18 protein-coding genes are annotated in these 20,263 nt (G+C 71.9%); 10 read left to right on the top strand and 8 right to left on the bottom strand.

Annotated elements, in window-relative coordinates; genetic code table 11:
• Positions 1–88: 88 nt before the first annotated feature.
• Positions 89–1,348, bottom strand: a complete 1,260-nt coding sequence (locus tag ACIRP2_RS22315) for an MFS transporter (protein WP_404252803.1) — start codon at positions 1,346–1,348, stop codon at positions 89–91.
• Between the two features lie 97 nt (positions 1,349–1,445).
• Here ACIRP2_RS22315 and ACIRP2_RS22310 point away from each other — a divergent pair, with 97 nt between their 5' ends.
• The 4 genes from ACIRP2_RS22310 to ACIRP2_RS22295 all read left to right on the top strand — a co-directional run bounded on the left by ACIRP2_RS22310 (position 1,446) and on the right by ACIRP2_RS22295 (position 4,351).
• Positions 1,446–1,922 carry a winged helix-turn-helix transcriptional regulator gene (locus ACIRP2_RS22310; protein WP_404252801.1) on the top strand — a complete coding sequence of 159 codons (477 nt, stop codon included), beginning with the start codon at positions 1,446–1,448 and terminating at the stop codon, positions 1,920–1,922.
• A 133-nt stretch (positions 1,923–2,055) separates the two neighbouring features.
• The gene (locus tag ACIRP2_RS22305; protein WP_404252799.1) at positions 2,056–2,733 is read left to right on the top strand and encodes an ABC transporter permease; all 678 of its coding nucleotides are present in this window, start codon (positions 2,056–2,058) and stop codon (positions 2,731–2,733) included.
• Positions 2,730–3,407 (top strand): ABC transporter permease, encoded by a 678-nt coding sequence (locus ACIRP2_RS22300; protein ID WP_404252797.1) that lies wholly within the window; start codon positions 2,730–2,732, stop codon positions 3,405–3,407. Before ACIRP2_RS22305 ends, ACIRP2_RS22300 begins: the two co-directional genes overlap by 4 nt.
• Positions 3,404–4,351, top strand: coding sequence for an ABC transporter substrate-binding protein (locus ACIRP2_RS22295; protein WP_404252795.1), 948 nt, complete (start codon positions 3,404–3,406; stop codon positions 4,349–4,351). Before ACIRP2_RS22300 ends, ACIRP2_RS22295 begins: the two co-directional genes overlap by 4 nt.
• Positions 4,352–4,459: 108 nt before the next feature.
• On the opposite strand, the gene ACIRP2_RS22290 is transcribed toward ACIRP2_RS22295, so the two are convergent.
• Together ACIRP2_RS22290 and ACIRP2_RS22285 are read right to left on the bottom strand one after the other, a co-directional pair.
• Positions 4,460–5,434, bottom strand: a complete 975-nt coding sequence (locus ACIRP2_RS22290; protein WP_404252931.1) for an acetylxylan esterase — start codon at positions 5,432–5,434, stop codon at positions 4,460–4,462.
• 278 nt (positions 5,435–5,712) lie between these two features.
• Positions 5,713–6,876: an ABC transporter ATP-binding protein gene (locus ACIRP2_RS22285; protein WP_404252793.1), complete on the bottom strand. Its 1,164-nt coding sequence runs from the start codon at positions 6,874–6,876 to the stop codon at positions 5,713–5,715.
• A gap of 107 nt (positions 6,877–6,983) precedes the next feature.
• Here ACIRP2_RS22285 and ACIRP2_RS22280 point away from each other — a divergent pair, with 107 nt between their 5' ends.
• The gene (locus tag ACIRP2_RS22280) at positions 6,984–8,279 is read left to right on the top strand and encodes an alpha/beta fold hydrolase (RefSeq protein ID WP_404252791.1); all 1,296 of its coding nucleotides are present in this window, start codon (positions 6,984–6,986) and stop codon (positions 8,277–8,279) included.
• 106 nt (positions 8,280–8,385) lie between these two features.
• Here ACIRP2_RS22280 and ACIRP2_RS22275 read toward each other — a convergent pair whose 3' ends face one another.
• Positions 8,386–8,958: a rhodanese-like domain-containing protein gene (locus ACIRP2_RS22275; RefSeq protein WP_404252789.1), complete on the bottom strand. Its 573-nt coding sequence runs from the start codon at positions 8,956–8,958 to the stop codon at positions 8,386–8,388.
• Between the two features lie 101 nt (positions 8,959–9,059).
• Here ACIRP2_RS22275 and ACIRP2_RS22270 point away from each other — a divergent pair, with 101 nt between their 5' ends.
• Positions 9,060–9,338, top strand: coding sequence for a metal-sensitive transcriptional regulator (locus ACIRP2_RS22270; RefSeq protein WP_351083362.1), 279 nt, complete (start codon positions 9,060–9,062; stop codon positions 9,336–9,338).
• Between the two features lie 44 nt (positions 9,339–9,382).
• Here ACIRP2_RS22270 and ACIRP2_RS22265 read toward each other — a convergent pair whose 3' ends face one another.
• From ACIRP2_RS22265 to argG, 4 genes are all read right to left on the bottom strand, one after another.
• Positions 9,383–10,129 (bottom strand): sulfite exporter TauE/SafE family protein, encoded by a 747-nt coding sequence (locus ACIRP2_RS22265; RefSeq protein WP_404252787.1) that lies wholly within the window; start codon positions 10,127–10,129, stop codon positions 9,383–9,385.
• The gene (locus ACIRP2_RS22260; RefSeq protein WP_404252929.1) at positions 10,126–10,485 is read right to left on the bottom strand and encodes a rhodanese-like domain-containing protein; all 360 of its coding nucleotides are present in this window, start codon (positions 10,483–10,485) and stop codon (positions 10,126–10,128) included. The genes ACIRP2_RS22265 and ACIRP2_RS22260 overlap by 4 nt, the downstream gene beginning before the upstream one ends.
• A 95-nt stretch (positions 10,486–10,580) precedes the next feature.
• Positions 10,581–11,975: a rhodanese-like domain-containing protein gene (locus tag ACIRP2_RS22255; RefSeq protein WP_404252785.1), complete on the bottom strand. Its 1,395-nt coding sequence runs from the start codon at positions 11,973–11,975 to the stop codon at positions 10,581–10,583.
• Positions 11,976–12,295: 320 nt separating this feature from the next.
• Positions 12,296–13,741, bottom strand: a complete 1,446-nt coding sequence (gene argG / locus ACIRP2_RS22250; protein WP_404252783.1) for an argininosuccinate synthase — start codon at positions 13,739–13,741, stop codon at positions 12,296–12,298.
• 231 nt (positions 13,742–13,972) lie between these two features.
• Here argG and ACIRP2_RS22245 point away from each other — a divergent pair, with 231 nt between their 5' ends.
• The 4 genes from ACIRP2_RS22245 to ACIRP2_RS22230 all read left to right on the top strand — a co-directional run bounded on the left by ACIRP2_RS22245 (position 13,973) and on the right by ACIRP2_RS22230 (position 20,157).
• Positions 13,973–16,657 (top strand): beta-N-acetylglucosaminidase domain-containing protein, encoded by a 2,685-nt coding sequence (locus ACIRP2_RS22245; RefSeq protein WP_404252781.1) that lies wholly within the window; start codon positions 13,973–13,975, stop codon positions 16,655–16,657.
• A gap of 220 nt (positions 16,658–16,877) precedes the next feature.
• Entirely contained in the window at positions 16,878–17,846 is a 969-nt protein-coding gene (locus tag ACIRP2_RS22240) for an NADPH:quinone oxidoreductase family protein (protein ID WP_404252779.1), read from the top strand.
• A complete protein-coding gene (locus tag ACIRP2_RS22235) occupies positions 17,843–19,030 on the top strand; it encodes an acyl-CoA dehydrogenase family protein (RefSeq protein ID WP_404252777.1) in 1,188 nt (395 codons plus the stop codon). The genes ACIRP2_RS22240 and ACIRP2_RS22235 overlap by 4 nt, the downstream gene beginning before the upstream one ends.
• Positions 19,027–20,157: an acyl-CoA dehydrogenase family protein gene (locus tag ACIRP2_RS22230; RefSeq protein ID WP_404252775.1), complete on the top strand. Its 1,131-nt coding sequence runs from the start codon at positions 19,027–19,029 to the stop codon at positions 20,155–20,157. Before ACIRP2_RS22235 ends, ACIRP2_RS22230 begins: the two co-directional genes overlap by 4 nt.
• The last annotated feature ends 106 nt before the right edge of the window (positions 20,158–20,263 follow it).

Raw genomic sequence — 20,263 nt, 5'->3', positions numbered from 1 at the left:
GACCGCACGGGGGAGGCGCCGCCGGTGCGCGGCGTCTCCCCCGTGGCGACACGGCCGTGCGAGGCGGGCACGCGCGGCACCCGCACGGTCAGCCGGCGGGCGTGGTGGACGCCCCCGTCGGGCCTGCTGCGGGCATGCCCGTGCGGGTCGCCGCCCAGACGACGAGCGCGAGTGCGCTGAACGCGGCGCCCAGGATGCACACCGCGCCCCATCCGGCCCTCGCGTAGACGGTCGTCGAGGCGAGGGCGCCCGTGGCGCTGCCGACCGAGTAGAAGATCATGTATCCGCCGATCAGACGGCTTCCGGCGTCGGGGCGGACCGCGTAGATCAGGCTCTGGTTCGTCACGTGGACGGCCTGCACGGCGAGGTCGAGGAGGACCGCGCCGATCGCCAGCGCCCAGAGCGACTGCCGGGTGAGGGCGAGGGGGAGCCACGACGCGGTGAGCAGGCCGAGGGCGATACCGGTCGTCCGTCCGGCGAGACCGCGGTCGTGCAGGCGCCCCGCGGGGGCCGCGGCGAGCGCGCCCGCCGCACCCGCGAGCCCGAACGCTCCGATCGCGGTGTGCGACAGCGACAGCGGCGGTGCGCTCAGCGGGAGCGCGACACAGCTCCACAAGGTGCTGAAGGCGGCGAAGATCAGCAGGGCGAGCAGGGCGCGGACCCGCAGTACGCGTTCCTCGGCGAACAGCGTGAGCGTCGAGCGCAGGAGCCGCGCGTACCGCAGGGCGGAGGGCGCCGCCGGGCGTCGCGGCAGCACCCGGTACAGGGCCAGGGCGAGCACGAGCGTCAGCGCCGCGGACGTGAGGTAGACCGATCGCCAGCCCGCGAGGTCGGCCAGCGCACCGGAGACCGTACGGGCGAGCAGGATTCCGATGACGATTCCGCTGGTGACCAGGCCGACCGCGCGGCCGCGCCGTTCCGGGGCGGAGAGCGATGCGGCGAAGACCACGAGGGTCTGGGTCACCACGGCGAGAAGGCCCACGGCGGCCAGGGCGGTCAGCAGGATCGGTGCGGCGGTGGCGGTGCCGGTGGCGATGAGCGCCGCTGCCAGCAGTGCCAGCTGGGTCACGACGAGGGTCCGCCGGTCGACGAGATCGCCGAGCGGAACGAGCAGGAACAGTCCGAGCCCGTAGCCGATCTGGGTGAGGGTGACGACGATGCCGACGGTCGCCGCGCCGATCCCGAAGTCCCGGCTCAGGGTGACCAGAAGGGGTTGCGCAAAGTAGACATTGGCCACCGCCACACCGGACGCGACCGCGAACAGCAGCGTCGTGAGTCCGGACGGCGCGCTCGCCGGTGTCCCCCCGCTCGTGTTCCCGGCTCTCGTCGTCGTCCCGCTGTCGGCCATGGGGCACTCCTCGATCGAATCGGTTGCAAGTTGCTACCAGGCTGACCGTAGTGCTGGCTGGTAGCATGTTGCAACCGATGGTGCGAAGGGGAACGGCATGGTCAAGCGGACACGCTTCAACGACAGCGACTGCCCGGTGGCTCGTTCGGTCGACGCGATCGGCGACTGGTGGTCGCTGCTGATCGTCCGCGACGCGTTCGACGGCAGCCGCCGCTTCGGGGAGTTCCGGCGCAGTCTCGGCGTGGCGAAGAACATCCTCGCGGCGCGCCTGCGCGACCTGGTCGCGGGCGGCATCCTCGACATGGTCCCGGCGGCCGACGGCAGCGCGTACCACGAGTACGTGCTGACGACCAAGGGCCGCGATCTCTTCCCGGTGATCGTGGCGCTGCGGCAGTGGGGCGAGGGGCACTTCTTCGAAGCCGGCGAACCGCATTCGGAGATGGTCGATCTGCGGCACGGCCGCCCGCCCCGCGCCCTGGAGATCCACTCCGCGGACGGGCGGCGGCTCGGACCGGACGATGTCACGGTCCAGAAGGTCCAGCGGCCCGCGGCGCAGGCGGCGGCCTCCGAATAGGCCGAAGGGCCGCCCGTCCCGCAGGCGCCGCCGCCCTCCGGGGCGCCCGCCTCGCACGCCTGCCGGCCCGCACGGCGCCCGGACAGCCGATCAGGACGCGCGTGCGCCGGCCTGCCCACGCTCCAATGGACGGGTGACCGTGCCTCCCGACGACTGCCTCGCGCGCAATGAGTGGCTCTGCGGTGCCTATCTGAGCAGCCGTCGCGAGATCCTCCGCGACGCCGTCGTCGAGCACCTCCAGCTCACCGCGGTCTCCGTACTCATCGGGCTGGCCCTCGCCGTTCCGCTCGCCCTCGCGGCCCGGCACCGGCGCTGGGTCGCGGGCCCGGTTCTCGGCGTGACGACGATCCTGTACACCGTGCCTTCGCTCGCCATGTTCTCGCTGCTGCTGCCGGTGTACGGACTCTCCGCGTCGCTCGTCGTCGCCGGACTCGTCCTGTACTCGCTCACCCTGCTCGTCCGGAACATCCTGGCCGGACTGCGGGCCGTGCCCGAGGAGACCAGGCTGGCCGCGCGCGGCATGGGATACGGGCCGGTGCGGCTGCTCGTCGCCGTGGAACTCCCCCTCGCCCTGCCGGCCGCCATGGCCGGACTGCGTGTCGCGACCGTCTCCACGGTCTCCCTGGTCACGGTCGGTGCGATCGTCGGGTACGGCGGACTCGGCAACCTCATCTACTCCGGGATGAACACGTACTTCAAGGCCCAGGTGCTCACCGCCTCCGTCCTCTGCGTCCTCATCGCCGTCGCCGCCGACCTGATGCTCCTCCTCCTGCAGCGCATCCTGACGCCGTGGACCCGGAGGCGGCCGTGAGCACCCTCGCCGACGCCTGGGCCTGGCTCACGACCGCGGCGCACTGGTCGGGCGACGACGGCATCTGGAACCGGCTCGGCCAGCATCTGTTCCTCACCGTCGTCTGCCTGCTGATCAGTTGTCTGATCGCACTGCCCGTCGCCCTGGTCCTCGGCCATCTCGGCAGGGGTGGCGCGCTCGCCGTCAACCTCTCCAACATCGGCCGGGCCGTTCCCACCTTCGCCGTGCTGGTGCTGCTGCTCCTCACCCCGATCGGCGGGCACGGCGAGTGGCCGACCGTCGTCGCCCTCGTGCTCTTCGCCGTACCGCCGCTGCTCACCAACGCCTACGTGGGAATGCGAGAGGTCGACCGCGACGTCGTGCGGGCGGCCAGGGGGATGGGCATGACGGGCAGCCAGGTGATGCTGGGTGTCGAGGTGCCGCTCGCCCTGCCGCTGATTCTCACCGGCGTACGGATCGCCGCCGTCCAACTCGTCGCCACCGCGACCCTCGCGGCCCTGGCGGGCGGCGGCGGACTCGGCCGCATCATCACCGCGGGCTTCAACCTCGCCTCGACCGCGCAGGTCGTGGCCGGGGCCGTTCTCGTCGCCGCCTTCGCCCTCGTCGTGGAAGGGCTCTTCGAAGCGGTGCGGCGGCTCGCCCCCGACCGGGGCCGCGACGGGGGACCGGGATGAGGCCGCTGCCGGCACTCTCCGTGCTGCTGGCGCTCCTGCCGGCGAGCGCCTGCGCGACGGGTCCCTCCCTGGAGGACCGGGGCGAGGTCACCGCACCGCCGGGCGACAGCAAGCACCTCACCATCGGCTCCGCCGGCTTCACCGAGAGCGATCTCCTCGCCCGGATGTACGCCGCTCTGCTCGGCCGGGCGGGCTACTCCACGAAGATCATCTCCGTCGCCGATCGTGAGATCTACGAACCGGCGCTGGAGAGCGGCCAGATCGATGTCGTGCCGGAGTACGCCGCCACCTTCGCCGACTGGCTGAACACGAGGGAGAACGGCGCGGACGCCGCCCCGGTCGGTTCGCCCGACCTCGCCGCCACCATGAGGGCCCTGCGCGCCCTCGCCGGACCGCGCGGTCTCATCGTGCTCGACCCCGGGCGCGCCGTCGACCAGAACGCCTTCGCGGTCGCCGCTCCGTACGCGGCGAAGCACCGTCTGAAGACCCTCAGCGATCTGGGCCGGTCAGGGCTGCCCGTCCGGCTGGCCGCCGGTGACGAATGCGTTCAGCGCCCCTACTGCGCACCGGGGCTGCGGAAGACCTACGGCATCCGCGTCACCGCCGTGGACCCCAAGGGCGTCGGCACCACCCAGGCCAAACAGGCCGTCCGGAAGGGGCAGGACCAGATGGTGCTGACCACCACCACCGACGCCACCCTGGACGACTTCGGCCTCGTCCTGCTCGCCGACGACAAGCACCTGCAGAACGCCGACTACCTCGTCCCCGTCGTCAACCGGTCCCGGGCGGGCGGCGAAGGCGTACGCAAGGCGCTGGGCAAGCTCAACACCGTACTGACCACCGCCGACCTGGCCCGGCTCGACGAGCGGGTCGACAGCTGGCGGCGGCTGCCCGAGGACGTGGCACGTGCGTATCTGGAGTCCAAGAACCTCATCCGGCCCTGAGACGGTGTCCGACGAGCCCGGCGCTCTACGCCGGTACGCGCCGTGCCGCGACCGGAGAGGTTCGCCGGCGGGCGGACCTCCCCGGCCGCGGCGCCACGGCTTCGCGGGTCAGGCCCTGAGCCTGCCGGGCAGCCAGCCCAGCTGCACGGCCTGCTGGAACGGTCCGCCGCCCTCGTGGTCGTTGAAGTCGTACACCTCGATGGCCTTGTCCTGATGGGCGTAGGCGTTGAAGGCGGCGAAGACGGTCGAGGGCGGGCAGGTCATGTCCTCCAGGGCGGTCGAGAACAGCGCGGGTGCCTGCCCGCGCGCGGCGAAGTGCACTCCGTCGAAGTAGGAGAGGGTGGCCCGCGCCCGCTCCGCCCGGCCCCGGTGCGTCTTGAGGTAATTGCCCACCTCGCGGTACGGGGTGCGGTCGGTGACGGTGAGCGCCCGGGGGAAGTCGCACAGGAACGGGACGTCCGGCGCGATCGCCACGAGGTCGGGTATCAGTCCGCCGACGGCGAGCGTGATGCCACCGCCCTGGCTCTCACCGATGGCCGCGGTGCGTGTCGCATCGGTCAGGGGATGCGAGCGCGCCGCCTCCACCGCCCGTACCGCGTCGGTGAACACACGCCGGTAGTAGTACGCGTGCGGATCCTCGATGCCCCGGGTCATGAAACCGGGGAACGAGGGGGCGCTGCCCACCGGGTCGGGGGTGTCGCCGACCAGCCAGCCGCTGCCCTGGCCCCGGGTGTCCATCACGAAATGGGCGAAACCGGCCGAAGCCCAGAGAAGATGGGTGTGGGCCAGTCCCCGCCCGCCGCCGTATCCGATGAACTCCACGACCACCGGCAGCGGTTCGGTGGTGCCCGCGGGCAGGACGAACCAGCCCTTGACCGGATGGCCGCCGAAGCCCGCGAACGTCACGTCGTACACGTCCACGGTCGTCAGCCCCGTATCCGTACGCCGTTCGAACCGGGCGCCGAGATCATGGGACCGGGCCTCGTCGAGTGTCTGCGACCAGAACGCGTCGAAGTCCTCCGGTTCCACCGAGCGGCTGCGGTGGTCGCGCAACTCGTCGAGCGGCAGATCGAACAGGGACATGGGGACCGCCTTCTTCGCGGGGTGAGTGATCACCGCGGGGAATGGTTGATCACACCGTACGGGGGCGGGCGGTGCGCGGACGAGGGCGCCTCGGGAACGGCGGTCGCAGCGCCGACCCACACCGAACGTAGGGTCGACGAGGCACCGCGCCGGGGTTACGAGGACCGCTCGGCACCGCGCCGCCATCCGGTCGTCGCCGGACTGCTGGTCCGCCCGAAGGGCGGCAGCCGCTGCCGGCGCGGGCGGCGGCGCGAGTCCTGACCGGCGCGTGGCGCGCCCTACGCGTCCGCCACCGAGTCGAACCGCACCTCGTCCCGTCCTACACCCTGTGCCTCGGCGTCCACCGAGCGGCGCAGTGCCTCGTGGAGCTTGGCCGGGGTCAGCACGCCGAGGAACCGTGAGCCGTCCAGCACCGCGACCCATCCGGCGTCGTGCTGGAGCATCTCGCTGAAAGCCCGCTTCAGCGGAGCCCCGACCGGTACCCAGGCGTCCATCCTGCGGGCCAGGTCCCCGACCGTGCCGTACTCCCCGGCGATGCGCAGCGCGTCCGCCGCCACCCAGCCGTGCAGGTCGCCCTCGCCGTTCAGCACGACCGCCCAACGCGCACCCGCACCGCTGAGGCGGGCCGCCGCCGACCGGACCGGCTCGTCCAACCGGGCGACCGGCGGCTCCTCCAGATCGTCCGGCTCGACCGTGGTGACCGACAGACGCTTCAGGCCCCGGTCGGCGCCGACGAACCGGGCCACGTACGGAGTCGCGGGAGATCCGAGCACAGCCCCCGGGCTGTCGAACTGCTCGATGCGCCCCGCTCCGTACACCGCGATGCGGTCACCCATCCGGACCGCTTCCTCGATGTCGTGGGTGACCATCAGGACCGTCTTCCTGACGGTGGCCTGCAGGCTCAGGAATTCGTTCTGCAGCCGCTCCCGCACCACCGGGTCGACCGAGCCGAACGGCTCGTCCATCAGCAGCACCGGCGGATCGGCGGCCAATGCCCTTGCCACGCCCACTCGTTGGCGCTGGCCACCGGAGAGCTGGGCAGGGTAGCGGGAGCCGTAGGTCTTCGGGTCGAGGCCCACCAGATCCAGCAGTTCGGCCGCACGCTCACGGGCCCTCGCCCGCTTCCAGCCGACGAGCGAGGGGACGGTCGCGGTGTTGTCGAGGATCGTGCGGTGCGGGAAGAGCCCCACCTGCTGGATGACGTAGCCGATCCGACGGCGCAGCTTCACCGGGTCCACGCCGGAGACGTCCTCGCCACCGACCAGGATCCGGCCGGACGAAGGCTCGATCAGCCGGTTGACCATCATCATCGTGGTCGTCTTGCCGCAGCCGGACGGGCCGACGAGGGTGACCAGCTCCCCCTCGGCGACCTCGAAGGACAGTCCGTCGACCGCGGTCGTACCGTCCGGGTAGACCTTGCCGACCTGCTCGAACCGGATCATTCCTGCACGGTAGGAGGCCTCCGGGCGGGCCGCACACGGACCGCGACCGTCCGTGTCGCGGGCCGTGTGCTGAACTGTGCGTGGAACATCTGATTCAGGAGCACCTTGTGAGCAGCTACCGGCACCCCGGCATCGTCTTCACCGACCGCTATTTCACGGTCCCGCTCGACCACACCGATCCGGGCGGTGAGCAGATCGAGATCTTCGGCCGAGAAGCCGTGGCGAGCGGCAGGGCCGACGAGGAACTGCCCTGGCTGGTCTATCTGGAGGGCGGTCCGGGCTTCGGCGCCCGGCGCTTCATCGGTACGGAGGCATGGCTGGGACGGGCCGTGCGGGAGTTCCGGGTGCTGCTCCTGGACCAGCGCGGAACCGGCCTCTCCACCCCGGCCAACCGGCAGACCCTGCCGCTGCGCGGCGGTCCGCGCGAGCAGGCCGACTACCTCGCCCACTTCCGTTCCGACAACATCGTGCGCGACTGCGAGCTGATCCGCCCGCAGCTGACCGGCGGCGAACCGTGGACGGTACTCGGCCAGTCCTTCGGCGGTTTCTGCGCCGTCCGCTATCTGTCGGCCGCGCCCGAAGGGCTCAGGACCGTCCTCATCACCGGTGGACTGCCCTCGCTCGACGCACACGCCGACGACGTCTACCGGGCCGCCTACCCGCGGATCGAGCGCAAGGTCGCGGCCCACTACGCCCGCTACCCGCAGGATGTCGGTCGCGCCCGGGAGATCACCGCTCACCTCGCGGAGCACCGCCCCGACAGCGCCGGACACCGTCTGACGCCCGAGGGGTTCCAGTCCCTGGGGATCATGCTGGGCGGTGGCGACGGCAGCCACCGGCTCCACTATCTGCTGGAGAACGCCTTCGTCCGCACGCCGCACGGCACCGAGCTGTCCGACACCTTCCAGGAAGCCATGCGCACGGCGGCCTCGTTCGCCGGGCATCCGCTGTACGCGCTGATGCACGAGGCGATCTACGGCCAGGACGAGCGGCCCACCGCCTGGGCCGCGGAGCGGGTCCGTGCCGAGTTCCCGCAGTTCGACGCGGCCGAGGCGCTCAAGGGCGACGGCCCGGTGCTCTTCACCGGTGAGAGCATCCACCCCTGGCACTTCGAGGTCGATCCGGCGCTGCGCCCGTTGCGCGAGACCGCCGAACTGCTGGCCGCCCGTACCGACTGGGCACCGCTGTACGACCGCGCGCGCCTGGCCGCCAACGAGGTACCGGTCGCCGCCGCCGTCTACCACGACGACATGTATGTCGACACCGGGCACGCGTTGCGCACGGCGGCGGCGATCCGCGGGCTCCGTACCTGGGTCACCGACGAGTTCGAGCACGACGGGCTGCGCGCGGGCGGACCGCGCGTACTGGACCGGCTGCTCGCCCTCGTCCGGGACGAGGTCTGATCCCGTCCCCTCTCGACGGGAGGAGCCGGTCACGCGGGGCGCGTGGCCGGCTCCTGAGCCGCGGAGGGCGATTCTCGTACGGGGGGCCGCCCCCGTGCGCGGCGGCTCAGCTCTGCAGGGCGTCCAGCGTCGCGTCCAGGTTCGCCGCCGAGCGAGGGGCGCGGTTGTACGGCAGCTTCGACAGGGCGGCCGCCATGCCGCAGGTGTTGGTCACGGCGGAGAAGACGAGCCCGGAGCCGACACCGGCGGAGATCCAGCGCGCGGCCGGGAAGCGCACCCCGGCCAGCAGGCCGGCCACCACGAGCGAACCGGCGGCGAGCCGGACCTGACGATCCATCGGCCACGTCGCCCGTGCTCCGGCGGGACGGTCGAGATCACGCCCCTCGCCCTCCCAGGCCGAGGTGCCGCCGGACAGCGTGACGGCCTCGATGTCCGCCGCCGCGAGAATGTCGCAGGCCCGGGTCGAGCGGACACCGGAGGCGCAGACCACGAGCAGCGAGCCGCGGGCCGCGGCGGACTTCAGCGCGGGCACGGCCTCGGGGAAGCGGTCCAGCGGAATGTTCAGGGCACCGGGAACGTGCCCGGAGGCGTACTCGCCGGGAGCCCGCACGTCAATGACGGTGAACTCCGCGAGACGGGCCGCGGCCTGGGCGGGGGAGAGGGAGACGGGGCTGGTCACGAGCAGTGTTTCCTTTCGTTCACCGGGGCTGGGGGAGGGACTCGGTCCTTCCCTTGCCCATTCAGGTTAGAATACCCCTTGGGGTATCAGGAGGAGGATGTGTGGAACTCGACATGGCGGCCGACGAACTGAAGTCGGTCCTCAACCGCCTTCGCCGCGCTCAGGGCCAGCTCGCCGGTATCATCAGGATGATCGAGGAGGGCCGGGACTGCGAGGACGTCATCACGCAGATGGCGGCCGTCTCGCGGGCGCTCGACCGGGCCGGTTTCGCGATCATCGCCACGGGCCTGCAGCACTGCATGGCCGACGGTGGCGGTGAGCCGGCCGATCGCGAGCAGATGCGGACGCGGCTGGAGAAGCTCTTTCTCTCACTGGCCTGAGCCGGGGACGGCCCCGGCCGGCCGACGGATCGACGTCGTGGCTCTCACGCCACGGCGTCGACGAGCATGAACAGGGCCACGGCCAGCAGGACGGCGCCGAAGATCCGTTGCAGTCCGGCCGTGGACACCCTCGCGGCCAGCCGCTGCCCGTCCCACGCTCCGAGCACCGCCGCCGCCGTGAAGGGGGCGATCACCGCCCAGTCCAGCGCGGTGGGTGTCGCGAGGCGGGTGACCAGGGCGGCCGTGGAATTCACCGTGATGACCAGCAGGCTGGTACCGACCGCCGCGGTCATCGGGAGGGCCAGCACGGTGACCAGGGCGGGTACCGCGAGAAAACCGCCGCCCACGCCGAGCAACCCGGTCACGGCGCCGAGCCCGGCGCCCGCGCCCGCGGCCCGTCCGGCGGGCACCGGGCCCTGCGGCGCGGCCTCGGCCCGCGGCCGGAGCATCCGAACCGCGGCGACCACCGCGAGCACGGCGAACGCGGCCGTCAGTACCCCGGACGGGATCCGCACCGACAGCGCTCCGGCGACGGCGGCCGGGACGATTCCGGCCGCCGCGAAGAGCCCGCCCGTACGCCAGCGGACCCTGCCCTCCCTGGCATGGGCGACGAGCCCGGTGAGAGACGTGGCGATGACGATGAGGAGCCCGGCAGTGGTGGCGGCGGCCGGGGTGAAGCCGAGCAGGTAGATCAGCGCGGGGACGGCGAGAACACTCCCGCCGCCGCCCAGTCCACCGAGCGCCAGACCGACCACCGCTCCGGCGAGCAGCGCCAGAACGAGCGTGGTCATGCGACGGTGCCCGCCGCCCCGCGCCGATCGCGCACCGGCAGCCCCTCGGCGGCCCAGGAGGTCATGCCGCCCACGACGTCGACCGCCTGCGCGCCGCGGTCGGCGAGGATCCGGGCCGCCTGCCGGGACCGGTTGCCGGAGCGACAGATCACCACCACCGGACGGCCCGTCGCCGAGTCGGGCAGCGACGTGCCCTCGGCGAGCCCGGACAGCGGCACATGGATCGCCCCCGGAGCGTGACCGGCGTTCCACTCGGGCAACTCGCGTACGTCCAACAGGACAGCCGGACCGTCGGTGGTCATTCGGGCGGCCTCGGCAGGGGTGACACGGCCGGGGCCGCGCCGGAACAAGGACATCAGGGAAGACATGGAGAACACTCCTCGGGTGCGGGTGCGGGTGCGGGTGCGGGTGCGGGTGCGGGTGCGGGTGCGGGTGTGCGGTCGTCGGGTGGTCAGGCCGTGGCGGCGGCCGGGTCGGCGGAGAGAGGGACGGTGAGGCTCAGGCCCGCTGCCGCCGCTCCGTCGAAGCCGTCGTCCACGGCCACCACCTCGCGTCCTGCCGCATCCAGCAGTGACGCGGCGATCGCCGCCCGCATCCCGCCCGCGCAGTGCACCCACACGACGCCCGGCGGCACCTCGTCCAGCCGCCGCGGCAACTCGTGCACGGGGATGTGCACTGCCCCCGCGAGTGCTCCGCCGCGGTGCTCGGCGTCCCGGCGCACGTCGAGAACCACCGGGTCCTCTCCGTGCGCCCGTGCGGCTGCCAGACCCGCGAAGTCGGATCTGCGGAACGACCGCAGCTCCGCCGGTGCGCGTACCCAGTCGTCGGGGCGGCCGGTGGCGGAGGCCACCGGGCGTCCCATGCCGACGCGTGACAGCTCCCGCTGCGCGTGCGCGACATCCGCGGCCGTGCCCGCGAGCAGGGTGACCGGCTTGCCCCAGGGGATCAGCCAGGCCAGATACGTCGCGAGCTGTCCCTCCCCCTCGAAGTTGAACGATCCGGCGACATGGCCCTCGGCGAACGCCAGCCGGCTGCGCAGATCCACCACCCACTCGCCCGCGGCGAGCCGCCGGGATATCTCCTCGGCGTCGGCCGCGTCCGGCGGGGTCAGATCGAGGGGATCGGGGCCTGCCGCATTGGCCGGTCCCATGTGCGCGTAGTACGCGGGCACGTCGTCGAGGCCGGCGAGCAGTTCCGCGACGAAGGTGTCGACGTCCTTGATCAGTGCATCGTTCCGGCTGCGCTCCTCGCCGATCGTCGTGGCCGCCCCCTCGGCCTGGGCGGACGAACAGAAACTGCCGAAGCCGTGCGTCGGCAGAACCGGCACGGTGTCTTCGAGCTCGGCGGCGAGCCGGTGCGCGGAGGCGTGCTGGGCGCGCGCCAGTTCGGCGGTGAGCCGAGGCTCCACCAGATCGGGCCGGCCCACGCTTCCGATCAGCAGCGAGCCACCGGTGAAGGCGGCGACTGCCCGGCCTTCCTCCTCCAGCACATAGGACGTGTGGTGCGGAGTGTGGCCGGGAGTGGCGAGCGCGCGCAGCGTGAGCCCCTCGTCGACCGGGGTGTTGTCGCCGTCCGCCACCGGGACCCGGGTGAAGGAGACCTCCGCCGCGGCGGGCACCAGGTACCGCGCACCGGTGACGCGGGCCAGCTCCAGGCCGCCGGTCATGTAGTCGTTGTGCAGATGGGTCTCCACCACGAGGGCGATGTGCACGCCGCGCCGGGCGGCCGCTGTGATGACCCGGTCGATGTCGCGCGGCGGATCCACGACCACGGCGGCTCGCTGCCCGCCCGCCAGATAGCTGCGGTTGCCGAGGCCCGCTGTCTCCATGGTGTCGACGAAGAACACGACACGACTCCTTCCGTACGGTGTACCCCGGGGGGTATCTCTCCCTCAGATTAACACTGATACCCCTGGGGGTATGTCGCGCTCGGGTGAGAGATGAGCGACGTCGGGAAGGGGGAGTGCGGGGCGGGAACGGGGCCGGCCGAATCCGGCCGGTCCTGGCCGATCGCCGCGGCTGCCGACCGGGTGTCGCCGCAGGCGGGGGCCGGTGTTCGGCCCCAAGACGACGAAGAGGCCGGCTCGGCGCCATGGGCGCCGCGCCGGCCTTCTCCTGTGGTGCTTTCCCCTCGGGGGTGTCGAGCCCTTCCGCTCGACGGGACCGGTCAGTCCGTGCCGAACTCCATCGCGGCGCGGTCCAGCATCTCGTCGTCGCCGGAGACCTCGCCGCGGGAGGCGATGGCCTCCGCGCCGCCCTCCGGCATGGTGCCGATCAGTCCGGTCGCGGCCGCCTGGGCGGCGCCGATGGCGGGATTGGCGGTGCCGATCAGGCCGATCCCGGCGTACTGCTCCAGCTTGGCGCGCGAGTCGGCGATGTCGAGGTTGCGCATGGTGAGCTGGCCGATGCGGTCGACCGGGCCGAACGCCGAGTCCTCGGTGCGCTCCATGGACAGCTTGTCCGGGTGGTAGCTGAACGCCGGGCCCGTGGTGTCGAGGATCGAGTAGTCCTCGCCGCGCCGCAGTCGCAGCGTCACCTCGCCGGTGACGGCCGCGCCGACCCAGCGCTGGAGCGACTCCCGCACCATCAGGGCCTGCGGGTCCAGCCAGCGGCCCTCGTACATCAGCCGGCCGAGGCGCCGTCCCTCGTTGTGGTACTGGGCGAGGGTGTCCTCGTTGTGGATCGCGTTGACCAGGCGCTCGTACGCGGCGTGCAGCAGGGCCATGCCGGGCGCCTCGTAGATGCCGCGGCTCTTGGCCTCGATGATCCGGTTCTCGATCTGGTCCGACATCCCCATGCCGTGCCGGCCGCCGATGGCGTTCGCCTCCATCACCAGCTCGACGGAGGAGGCGAACTCCTTGCCGTTGATCGTCACCGGCCGGCCCTGGTCGAAGCCGATCGTCACGTCCTCGGTGGCGATCTCGATCGAGGGGTCCCAGAACCGCACGCCCATGATCGGCTCCACCGTCTCCACGCCGGTGTCCAGGTGCTCCAGGGTCTTGGCCTCGTGGGTGGCGCCCCAGATGTTGGCGTCCGTCGAGTACGCCTTCTCCGTGCTGTCCCGGTAGGGCAGGTCGTGGGCGACGAGCCACTCGGACATCTCCTTGCGGCCGCCGAGTTCGGTCACGAAGTCCGCGTCCAGCCAGGGCTTGTAGATCCGCAGGTGCGGGTTGGCGAGCAGGCCGTACCGGTAGAACCGCTCGATGTCATTGCCCTTGAAGGTCGAGCCGTCGCCCCAGATCTGTACGTCGTCCTCGAGCATCGCCCGGACCAGCAGGGTGCCCGTGACGGCGCGGCCGAGCGGCGTGGTGTTGAAGTAGGCGCGTCCGCCCGAGCGGATGTGGAACGCCCCGCACGTGAGCGCGGCCAGGCCCTCCTCGACCAGTGCCGCGCGGCAGTCGACCAGGCGCGCGATCTCTGCACCGTAGGTCTTCGCGCGACCGGGCACCGAGGCGATGTCGGGCTCGTCGTACTGGCCGATGTCGGCGGTGTAGGTGCACGGGACGGCGCCCTTGTCGCGCATCCACGCGACCGCGACCGAGGTGTCGAGACCGCCGGAGAAGGCGATGCCGACGCGCTCGCCGGCAGGGAGGGAGGTGAGGACCTTAGACATAGGAAGAGTATGCATAATCTCGCATGATCATGCAAAGTCCGTCGCGGTCGTCTTTTTCGGTGTCGGCACGTGAGTGCATCGCCAATGTGTCGTGAATCGCGGTTCTGAATGTAAAGCCCCAGGTCAGAGAGTTAATGTTGTCCAGACCATTGACATGTAAGCCTCATGATGTTGAATTCGGTGTTGTTGTGTTGCGCGACTCCGGTGACTTGAGTGATCAATGGAGGACCAGTGACGCCTCGCCCATCCCGTCTCACCGCGCTCGGCGCGGCGGCGACCCTGCTCGCGGGCGGCCTGCTGACCGCAGTGCCGTCCGCCCAGGCGGCCGACAGCACCCGGACCACCCGTCAGGCGCAGGCCGACGAGGGCCGGGACACTCCGGTCATCACGCCGACCCCGCAGTCCGTGAAGAAGCGATCCGACCGGATCACCATCAGCCCCACCGTCACCCTGGTGGCGGGCGCGACCTCGGACGAGCCCTCCCTGCGCGTGGTGGAGAGCGCGCTGCGCCGGGCCGGAGCGCAGCGCGTCGTGCGCGCGGACAAGCCCGGCAGGAGCGGGCTCACCGTCCATGTCGGCGACGCCGACGCGCTCACCGCCCTGCACGTCGACGGCCCGTCCGCACTGCCCGCCGACGGCTACGTCCTCGGCATCGGCGCCGGACGCATCGTCCTCGCGGGCAAGGACACCACCGGCACCTACTACGCCGCACAGAGCCTGCGCCAGATCCTGCCGCAGGAGAGACATCCGGGTGCCGAGATCGCCGGGCTCGCCGTGCGCGACTGGCCCGGCACCGCGCTGCGCGGAGTCATCGAGGGCTTCTACGGCACTCCGTGGTCGCACGAGGCCCGGCTCGACCAGCTCGACTACTACGGCGAGCACAAGATGAACATCTACGTGTACTCGCCGAAGGACGATCCGTATCTCCGCGCGAAATGGCGCGACGCCTACCCCGCCGACCGGTTGGCCCAGATCAAGGAGCTGACCGACCGGGCCGTCCAGCGGCACGTCGAATTCACCTACGCGCTCTCACCCGGCCTCTCCGTCTGCTACAGCTCGGACGCCGACGCCAAGGCGCTGGTCGACAAGTTCCAGACGATCTGGGACATCGGTGTACGGACCTTCGCGGTGCCGCTCGACGACATCAGCTACACGGACTGGAACTGCGCCGAGGACAAGGCGAAATGGGGGACCGGCGGCGCTGCGGCGGGCGCGGCCCAGGCCTATCTGCTCAATCGGGTCAACAAGGAGTTCATCGCCACCCACCCGGGAGCCCAGCCGCTCCAGATGGTTCCCACCGAGTACTACAACGTCTCCGCGTCCCCGTACAAGAAGGCGCTGTCCGAGCAGCTCGACCCCGATGTCCTCGTCGAATGGACGGGCGTGGGAGTCGTCGCCCCGACCATGACCGTCGCCCAGGCCGAGGCCGCCCACACGGTCTTCGGTCACCCGATCCTGACGTGGGACAACTATCCGGTCAACGACTACGCGACCGACCGACTGCTGCTCGGCCCGTTCAACGGCCGGGAGAAGGGGCTGCCCGGCAAGCTGGCCGGGATCACCGCCAACCCGATGATCCAGCCCTACGCCTCGAAGATCGCCCTGTACACCGTCGCCGACTACGCGTGGAACGACGCCGCGTACGACCCACGCACCTCGTGGGGCGAGGGACTCGAGGAGTACGCGGGAGGCGACCCCCGTACCGCGAAGGCACTCCGGGCCTTCGCGGACGTCAACTACAGCTCGGCGCTCAACAAGGACCAGGCTCCCGAGCTGGCCGCGGAGTTCGCCGACTACTGGAAGTCCGGTGACGCCGCCCGCCTCGCCTCGGTGCTCGGCGCGCTCGGCTCCGCCCCCGACCGGTTGCGCAGCAGTCTTCCGGACCGGGGCTTCCTCGCCGACTCCGGCCCCTGGCTGGACGCGACCAAGTCCTGGGCCGTCGCCGCCCGTACGGCTCTGAGCATGGTCGAGGCCGCCCGCGCCGGGAAGGGGGCGCAGGCATGGGAACTCCGGCAGCGACTGGCCGCACAGGTCACCGCGGCGAAGTCCTTCACCTACACCGGCCTCGACGGCCGCAAGGTACCGGTCCTCGTCGGTGACGGGGTGCTGGACCGCTTCGTCGACGCGGCGAACGCCGAGCACGACCGGATACTCGGGGTGAGCGGGCGGCCCTCGGTGACGACCGGCCTGGGCACGTATCAGAGCAACACGCCGGCGCGGATGCTCGACGGCGACGACTCCACCTACTTCTGGAGCGACGGGGCGCCCGCCGCCGGTGACGGGATCACCCTGGACCTGGGCCGGGTGCGGGAGATCGGCGACATCACGCTCGCCATGGCCAAACCCGGCAGCGCCGACGACTACATCCACGAAGGGGTTCTTGAGTACTCGGCCGACGGACAGCAGTGGCAGCAGCTCACGGCCTTCTCCGGAAAGCCGGACGTCACCGCGACCGCGCCCGCCGGGACCGAGGCGCGCTATGTGCGGGCACGGGCGACCGCCGGCCAGGAGAACTGGCTCGTCGTGCGGGAGTTCGCGGTGGGGACCGCGGACGGCGCCGTCACCGGAGGACCGCCCGCGGCGACCGGATCCTCGCTGCGGGCGGCCTCCGACGGAGACCCCGCAACCGTCTACCGGGCGGCGCGCGCCCCCGAGGCGGGGGAGGCGCTGGAGGTGGCGCTCGGCGCCGCTCGTTCCGTACGGTCCGTCACCGTGCTGCAGCCGGCCGGATCCGCCGGCCGCGCCGACGTCCAGCTGCGGGGCACCGACGGAACCTGGCAGACCATCGGCGCGCTCGACGGCCCCTACAGCCAGGTGGGCGCGGCGGCGCGTACGGCCGACTCGGTACGCCTCCTGTGGCGTACGGGGTCGGCGGCGCCGCAGATCGCCGAAGTGGTGGTGACCGGGCAGGACTGAGGCCCGGCGGCGGGCGGCAGGGGCGAGATCCCGCCGCCCGCCCCCGGTTCACGGAACCGTCCCACGCCCGGTCCCGCCCGAAGAGCTTCGGGTGGGACCGGGCGCGTCTCTGTGCGTCCGGGGCCGGAACCGGCAGGGGCAGGTTGTTTCCAGAGGAGCAAGCGACCGCTTAGTATGCGCCGAAGCAGTGGTAATGCCGACAGTGTTGTGGAGGCCCCTCATGCAGGCATGGCGAGTGCACCGGAACGGCGAACCGGGCGAGGTGATGCGGCTCGAAGAGACCGACCGGCCCGCGCCGGGTGACGGACAGGTGCTCATCCAGGTGCTCGCGGCGAACATCAACTTCCCCGACGCGCTGCTCTGCCGCGGCCAGTACCAGGTGCGCCCGCCCCTGCCGTTCACCCCCGGTGTGGAGATCTGCGGCAGGACGGCGGACGGGCGGCGGGTGCTCGCCACCCCGGCTCTGCCGAACGGTGGATTCGCCGAGTACGTCGTCGCGGACGAGTCGGCGCTCCTGCCCGCCCCGGAGGCTCTGGACGACGCCGAGGCCGCCGCCCTGCACATCGGCTACCAGACCGGCTGGTTCGGCCTGCACCGCAGGGCGCACCTCCGGGCGGGCGAGACCCTCCTGGTCCACGCGGCGGCCGGGGGTGTCGGCAGCGCGGCCGTCCAGCTCGGCAAGGCCGCCGGAGCCACCGTCATCGGTGTGGTCGGCGGCCCCGGGAAGGCCGAAACCGCCGCCGCGCTCGGCTGCGACCTGGTCGTCGACCGCCACAGCGAGGACATCGTCGCCGCGGTCAAGGAAGCCACCGGCGGACGCGGCGCCGACGTGGTGTACGACCCGGTCGGCGGTGACGCCTACGCCAAGTCCGTGAAATGCGTCGCCTTCGAGGGCCGGGTGATCGTCGTCGGCTTCGCGAGCGGTGCCGTCCCCGCCCCGGCGCTGAACCACGCCCTCGTCAAGAACTACTCGATCGTCGGGCTCCACTGGGGCCTGTACAACACCAAGGACCCGGCCGCCGTCCGCGCCTGTCACGACGAGCTGACCCGCCTGACGGCTCAGGGTGCCATCAAGCCGCTGATCAGCGAGCGGGTCGGACTCGCCGGGGCCGCGGCCGGTGTGCAGCGGGTCGCCGACGGCAGCAGCACCGGCCGGATCGTCGTCCTCCCGTCGGGAGCCGCCCGATGAAGGCCCTCGACGCCGCCGAACTCCGCCGCCGCACCCAGGACCTGCTGGCCGCACACCCCCCGGCCACCACCGACCGCACCGACTTCCTCAAGGCACGTTTCGACGCCGGACTCGCCTGGGTGCACTACCCGGTCGGCCTCGGCGGTCTCGACGCGCCGCGCTCCCTGCAGCCCGTCGTGGACGCCGAACTCGCCGCTGCGGGCGCGCCCGACAACGACCCGCGCCGGATCGGCATCGGTCTCGGCATGGCCGCCCCCACCATCCTCGGCTACGGCACCGACGAGCAGAAACGGCGCTTCCTGCGGCCGTTGTGGGTCGGCGAGGAGGTCTGGTGCCAGCTCTTCAGCGAACCGGGCGCGGGCTCCGACCTCGCCGCGCTCGGCACCCGCGCGGTCCGCGACGGCGAGGACTGGGTGGTCGACGGGCAGAAGGTCTGGACGTCCAGCGCCCATCTGGCCCGCTGGGCGATCCTCATCGCCCGCACCGATCCGGACCTGCCCAAACACCTCGGCATCAGCTACTTCATCTGCGACATGACCGACCCCGGCGTCGAGGTCAGGCCGTTGCGTCAGATCACCGGCGAGGCCGAGTTCAACGAGGTGTTCCTCACCGGTGTGCGCATCCCGGACAGCAGACGTCTCGGTCCGGTCGGCGAGGGCTGGAAGGTCGCCCGGACCACGCTGATGAACGAGCGGGTCTCCATCGGCGGGGCGCGCATCCCGCGCGAGGGCGGCATGATCGGCCCGGTCGCCCGCACCTGGCGGGAACGGCCCGACCTGCGCACCCACGACCTTCACCAGCGCCTGCTGACCCTGTGGGTCGAGGCCGAGGTCGCCAGGCTCACCGGCACCCGGCTGCGCCAGCAGCTCGTCGCCGGACAGCCCGGTCCCGAAGGCTCCGGAATGAAGCTGTCCTTCGCCCGGCTCAACCAGGAGATCAGCGGTCTTGAGGTCGAACTCCTCGGTGAGGAAGGCCTGTTGTACAGCGACTGGACCATGCGCCGCCCGGAGCTCGTCGACTTCACCGGACGTGACGCCGGTTACCGATACCTCCGCTCGAAGGGCAACTCCATCGAGGGCGGCACCAGCGAGGTACTGCTCAACATCGTCGCGGAGCGCGTACTCGGCCTGCCCGTCGAACCGCGCAACGACAAGGACGTCGCCTGGAAGGACCTGGCCCGATGACCGCACCGACCGAAGAGACCCGGGCGCCCGATCTGCTGTACTCCGAGGCCGAGGACGATCTGCGGGCAGCGGTGCGTTCGCTGCTCACCGACCGGTGCGACGCGTCGGCGGTGCTCGCCCGCGTCGAGTCCGACACGCCCTACGACCCGCGGCTCTGGAAGGCCCTCGCCACCGACATCGGCACCGCCGGGCTGCTGGTGCCGGAGAGGCTGGGCGGACAGGGCGCGGGCCATCGCGAGGCCGCGGTGGTGCTGGAGGAGCTGGGGCGCAGCGTCGCCCCCGCCCCGTATCTGACGAGCGCGGTCGTCGCCACCGAGACGCTTCTGGCGCTGCCGACGCAGGACGGGCCGGTCGACGAACTCCTCGGCGACCTCGCCACCGGGCGCAGGGTCGCGGTGCTCGCCGTGCCGTTCTCCGCCCCGGCGCCCGGAGCTGTGCGACCGGCCGGCGTCGTCGGCGACGCGGTGGAGGGGAGGGTGACCGCCGTCGCCGACGCGACCGCGGCCGATGTGCTGCTGGTGCCCACGACCGACGGCCTGTACGCGGTGGAGACCGACGCCGAAGGCGTCACCGTCGAACCCGTCGTCCCCCTCGACCTGACCCGCCCGCTCGCCACCGTCACCCTCGCCGGAGCCGTCGGAACCCGCCTGGCCGACGGCGCGTCCGCGGTCGCCGCCGTGCGCCGAGGGCTGTCGGCCGGTGCCGGCCTGCTCGCCTCCGAACAGCTCGGAATCGCCGAGTGGTGCCTGACCGAGACGGTCCGCCACACCCGTGAACGGCACCAGTTCAACCGGCCGATCGGCTCCTTCCAGGCCCTCAAGCACCGCATGGCGCAGCTCTGGCTGGAGGTCGTCTCGGCCCGCGCCGCCGCGCGGAGCGCCGCGGACGCCCTCGCGACCGGCAGCCCCGACACGCCTTTGGCGGTGGCCGTCGCACAGGCCTACTGCTCCGAGGTCGCGGTGCGCGCGGCGGAGGAATGCATCCAGCTGCACGGCGGCATCGGCATGACCTGGGAGCACCCGGCGCACCTGTACCTCAAGCGCGCCAAGGCCGACTCCATCGCCTACGGGACGGCCGGACACCACCGCGGGGCCGTCGCCGAAATCGTGGAACTGCCCGCGCCGTAACCGGACGCGGGGGAACAGGTCCCGATACAGGGGGACTTGGGAGCGGAGGTGTGTGCACACGCACCTCCGCTCCGTCGTTCTCCCGTGCGACGGGGTACCGAGCATC

Source organism: Streptomyces sp. NPDC101194, from assembly GCF_044767885.1.
GTDB lineage: Bacteria > Actinomycetota > Actinomycetes > Streptomycetales > Streptomycetaceae > Streptomyces.
This window is presented reverse-complemented; position numbering and strand designations above follow the sequence as displayed.

Coding starts and splice junctions, on each gene's coding strand:
- ACIRP2_RS22315 (WP_404252803.1), bottom strand. CDS start 1,348: ATGGCCGACAGCGGGACGACGACGAGAGCCGGGAACACGAGCGGGGGG.
- ACIRP2_RS22310 (WP_404252801.1), top strand. CDS start 1,446: ATGGTCAAGCGGACACGCTTCAACGACAGCGACTGCCCGGTGGCTCGT.
- ACIRP2_RS22295 (WP_404252795.1), top strand. CDS start 3,404: ATGAGGCCGCTGCCGGCACTCTCCGTGCTGCTGGCGCTCCTGCCGGCG.
- ACIRP2_RS22290 (WP_404252931.1), bottom strand. CDS start 5,434: ATGTCCCTGTTCGATCTGCCGCTCGACGAGTTGCGCGACCACCGCAGC.
- ACIRP2_RS22285 (WP_404252793.1), bottom strand. CDS start 6,876: ATGATCCGGTTCGAGCAGGTCGGCAAGGTCTACCCGGACGGTACGACC.
- ACIRP2_RS22265 (WP_404252787.1), bottom strand. CDS start 10,129: ATGACCACGCTCGTTCTGGCGCTGCTCGCCGGAGCGGTGGTCGGTCTG.
- ACIRP2_RS22260 (WP_404252929.1), bottom strand. CDS start 10,485: ATGTCCTTGTTCCGGCGCGGCCCCGGCCGTGTCACCCCTGCCGAGGCC.
- argG (WP_404252783.1), bottom strand. CDS start 13,741: ATGTCTAAGGTCCTCACCTCCCTCCCTGCCGGCGAGCGCGTCGGCATC.
- ACIRP2_RS22240 (WP_404252779.1), top strand. CDS start 16,878: ATGCAGGCATGGCGAGTGCACCGGAACGGCGAACCGGGCGAGGTGATG.
- ACIRP2_RS22235 (WP_404252777.1), top strand. CDS start 17,843: ATGAAGGCCCTCGACGCCGCCGAACTCCGCCGCCGCACCCAGGACCTG.
- ACIRP2_RS22230 (WP_404252775.1), top strand. CDS start 19,027: ATGACCGCACCGACCGAAGAGACCCGGGCGCCCGATCTGCTGTACTCC.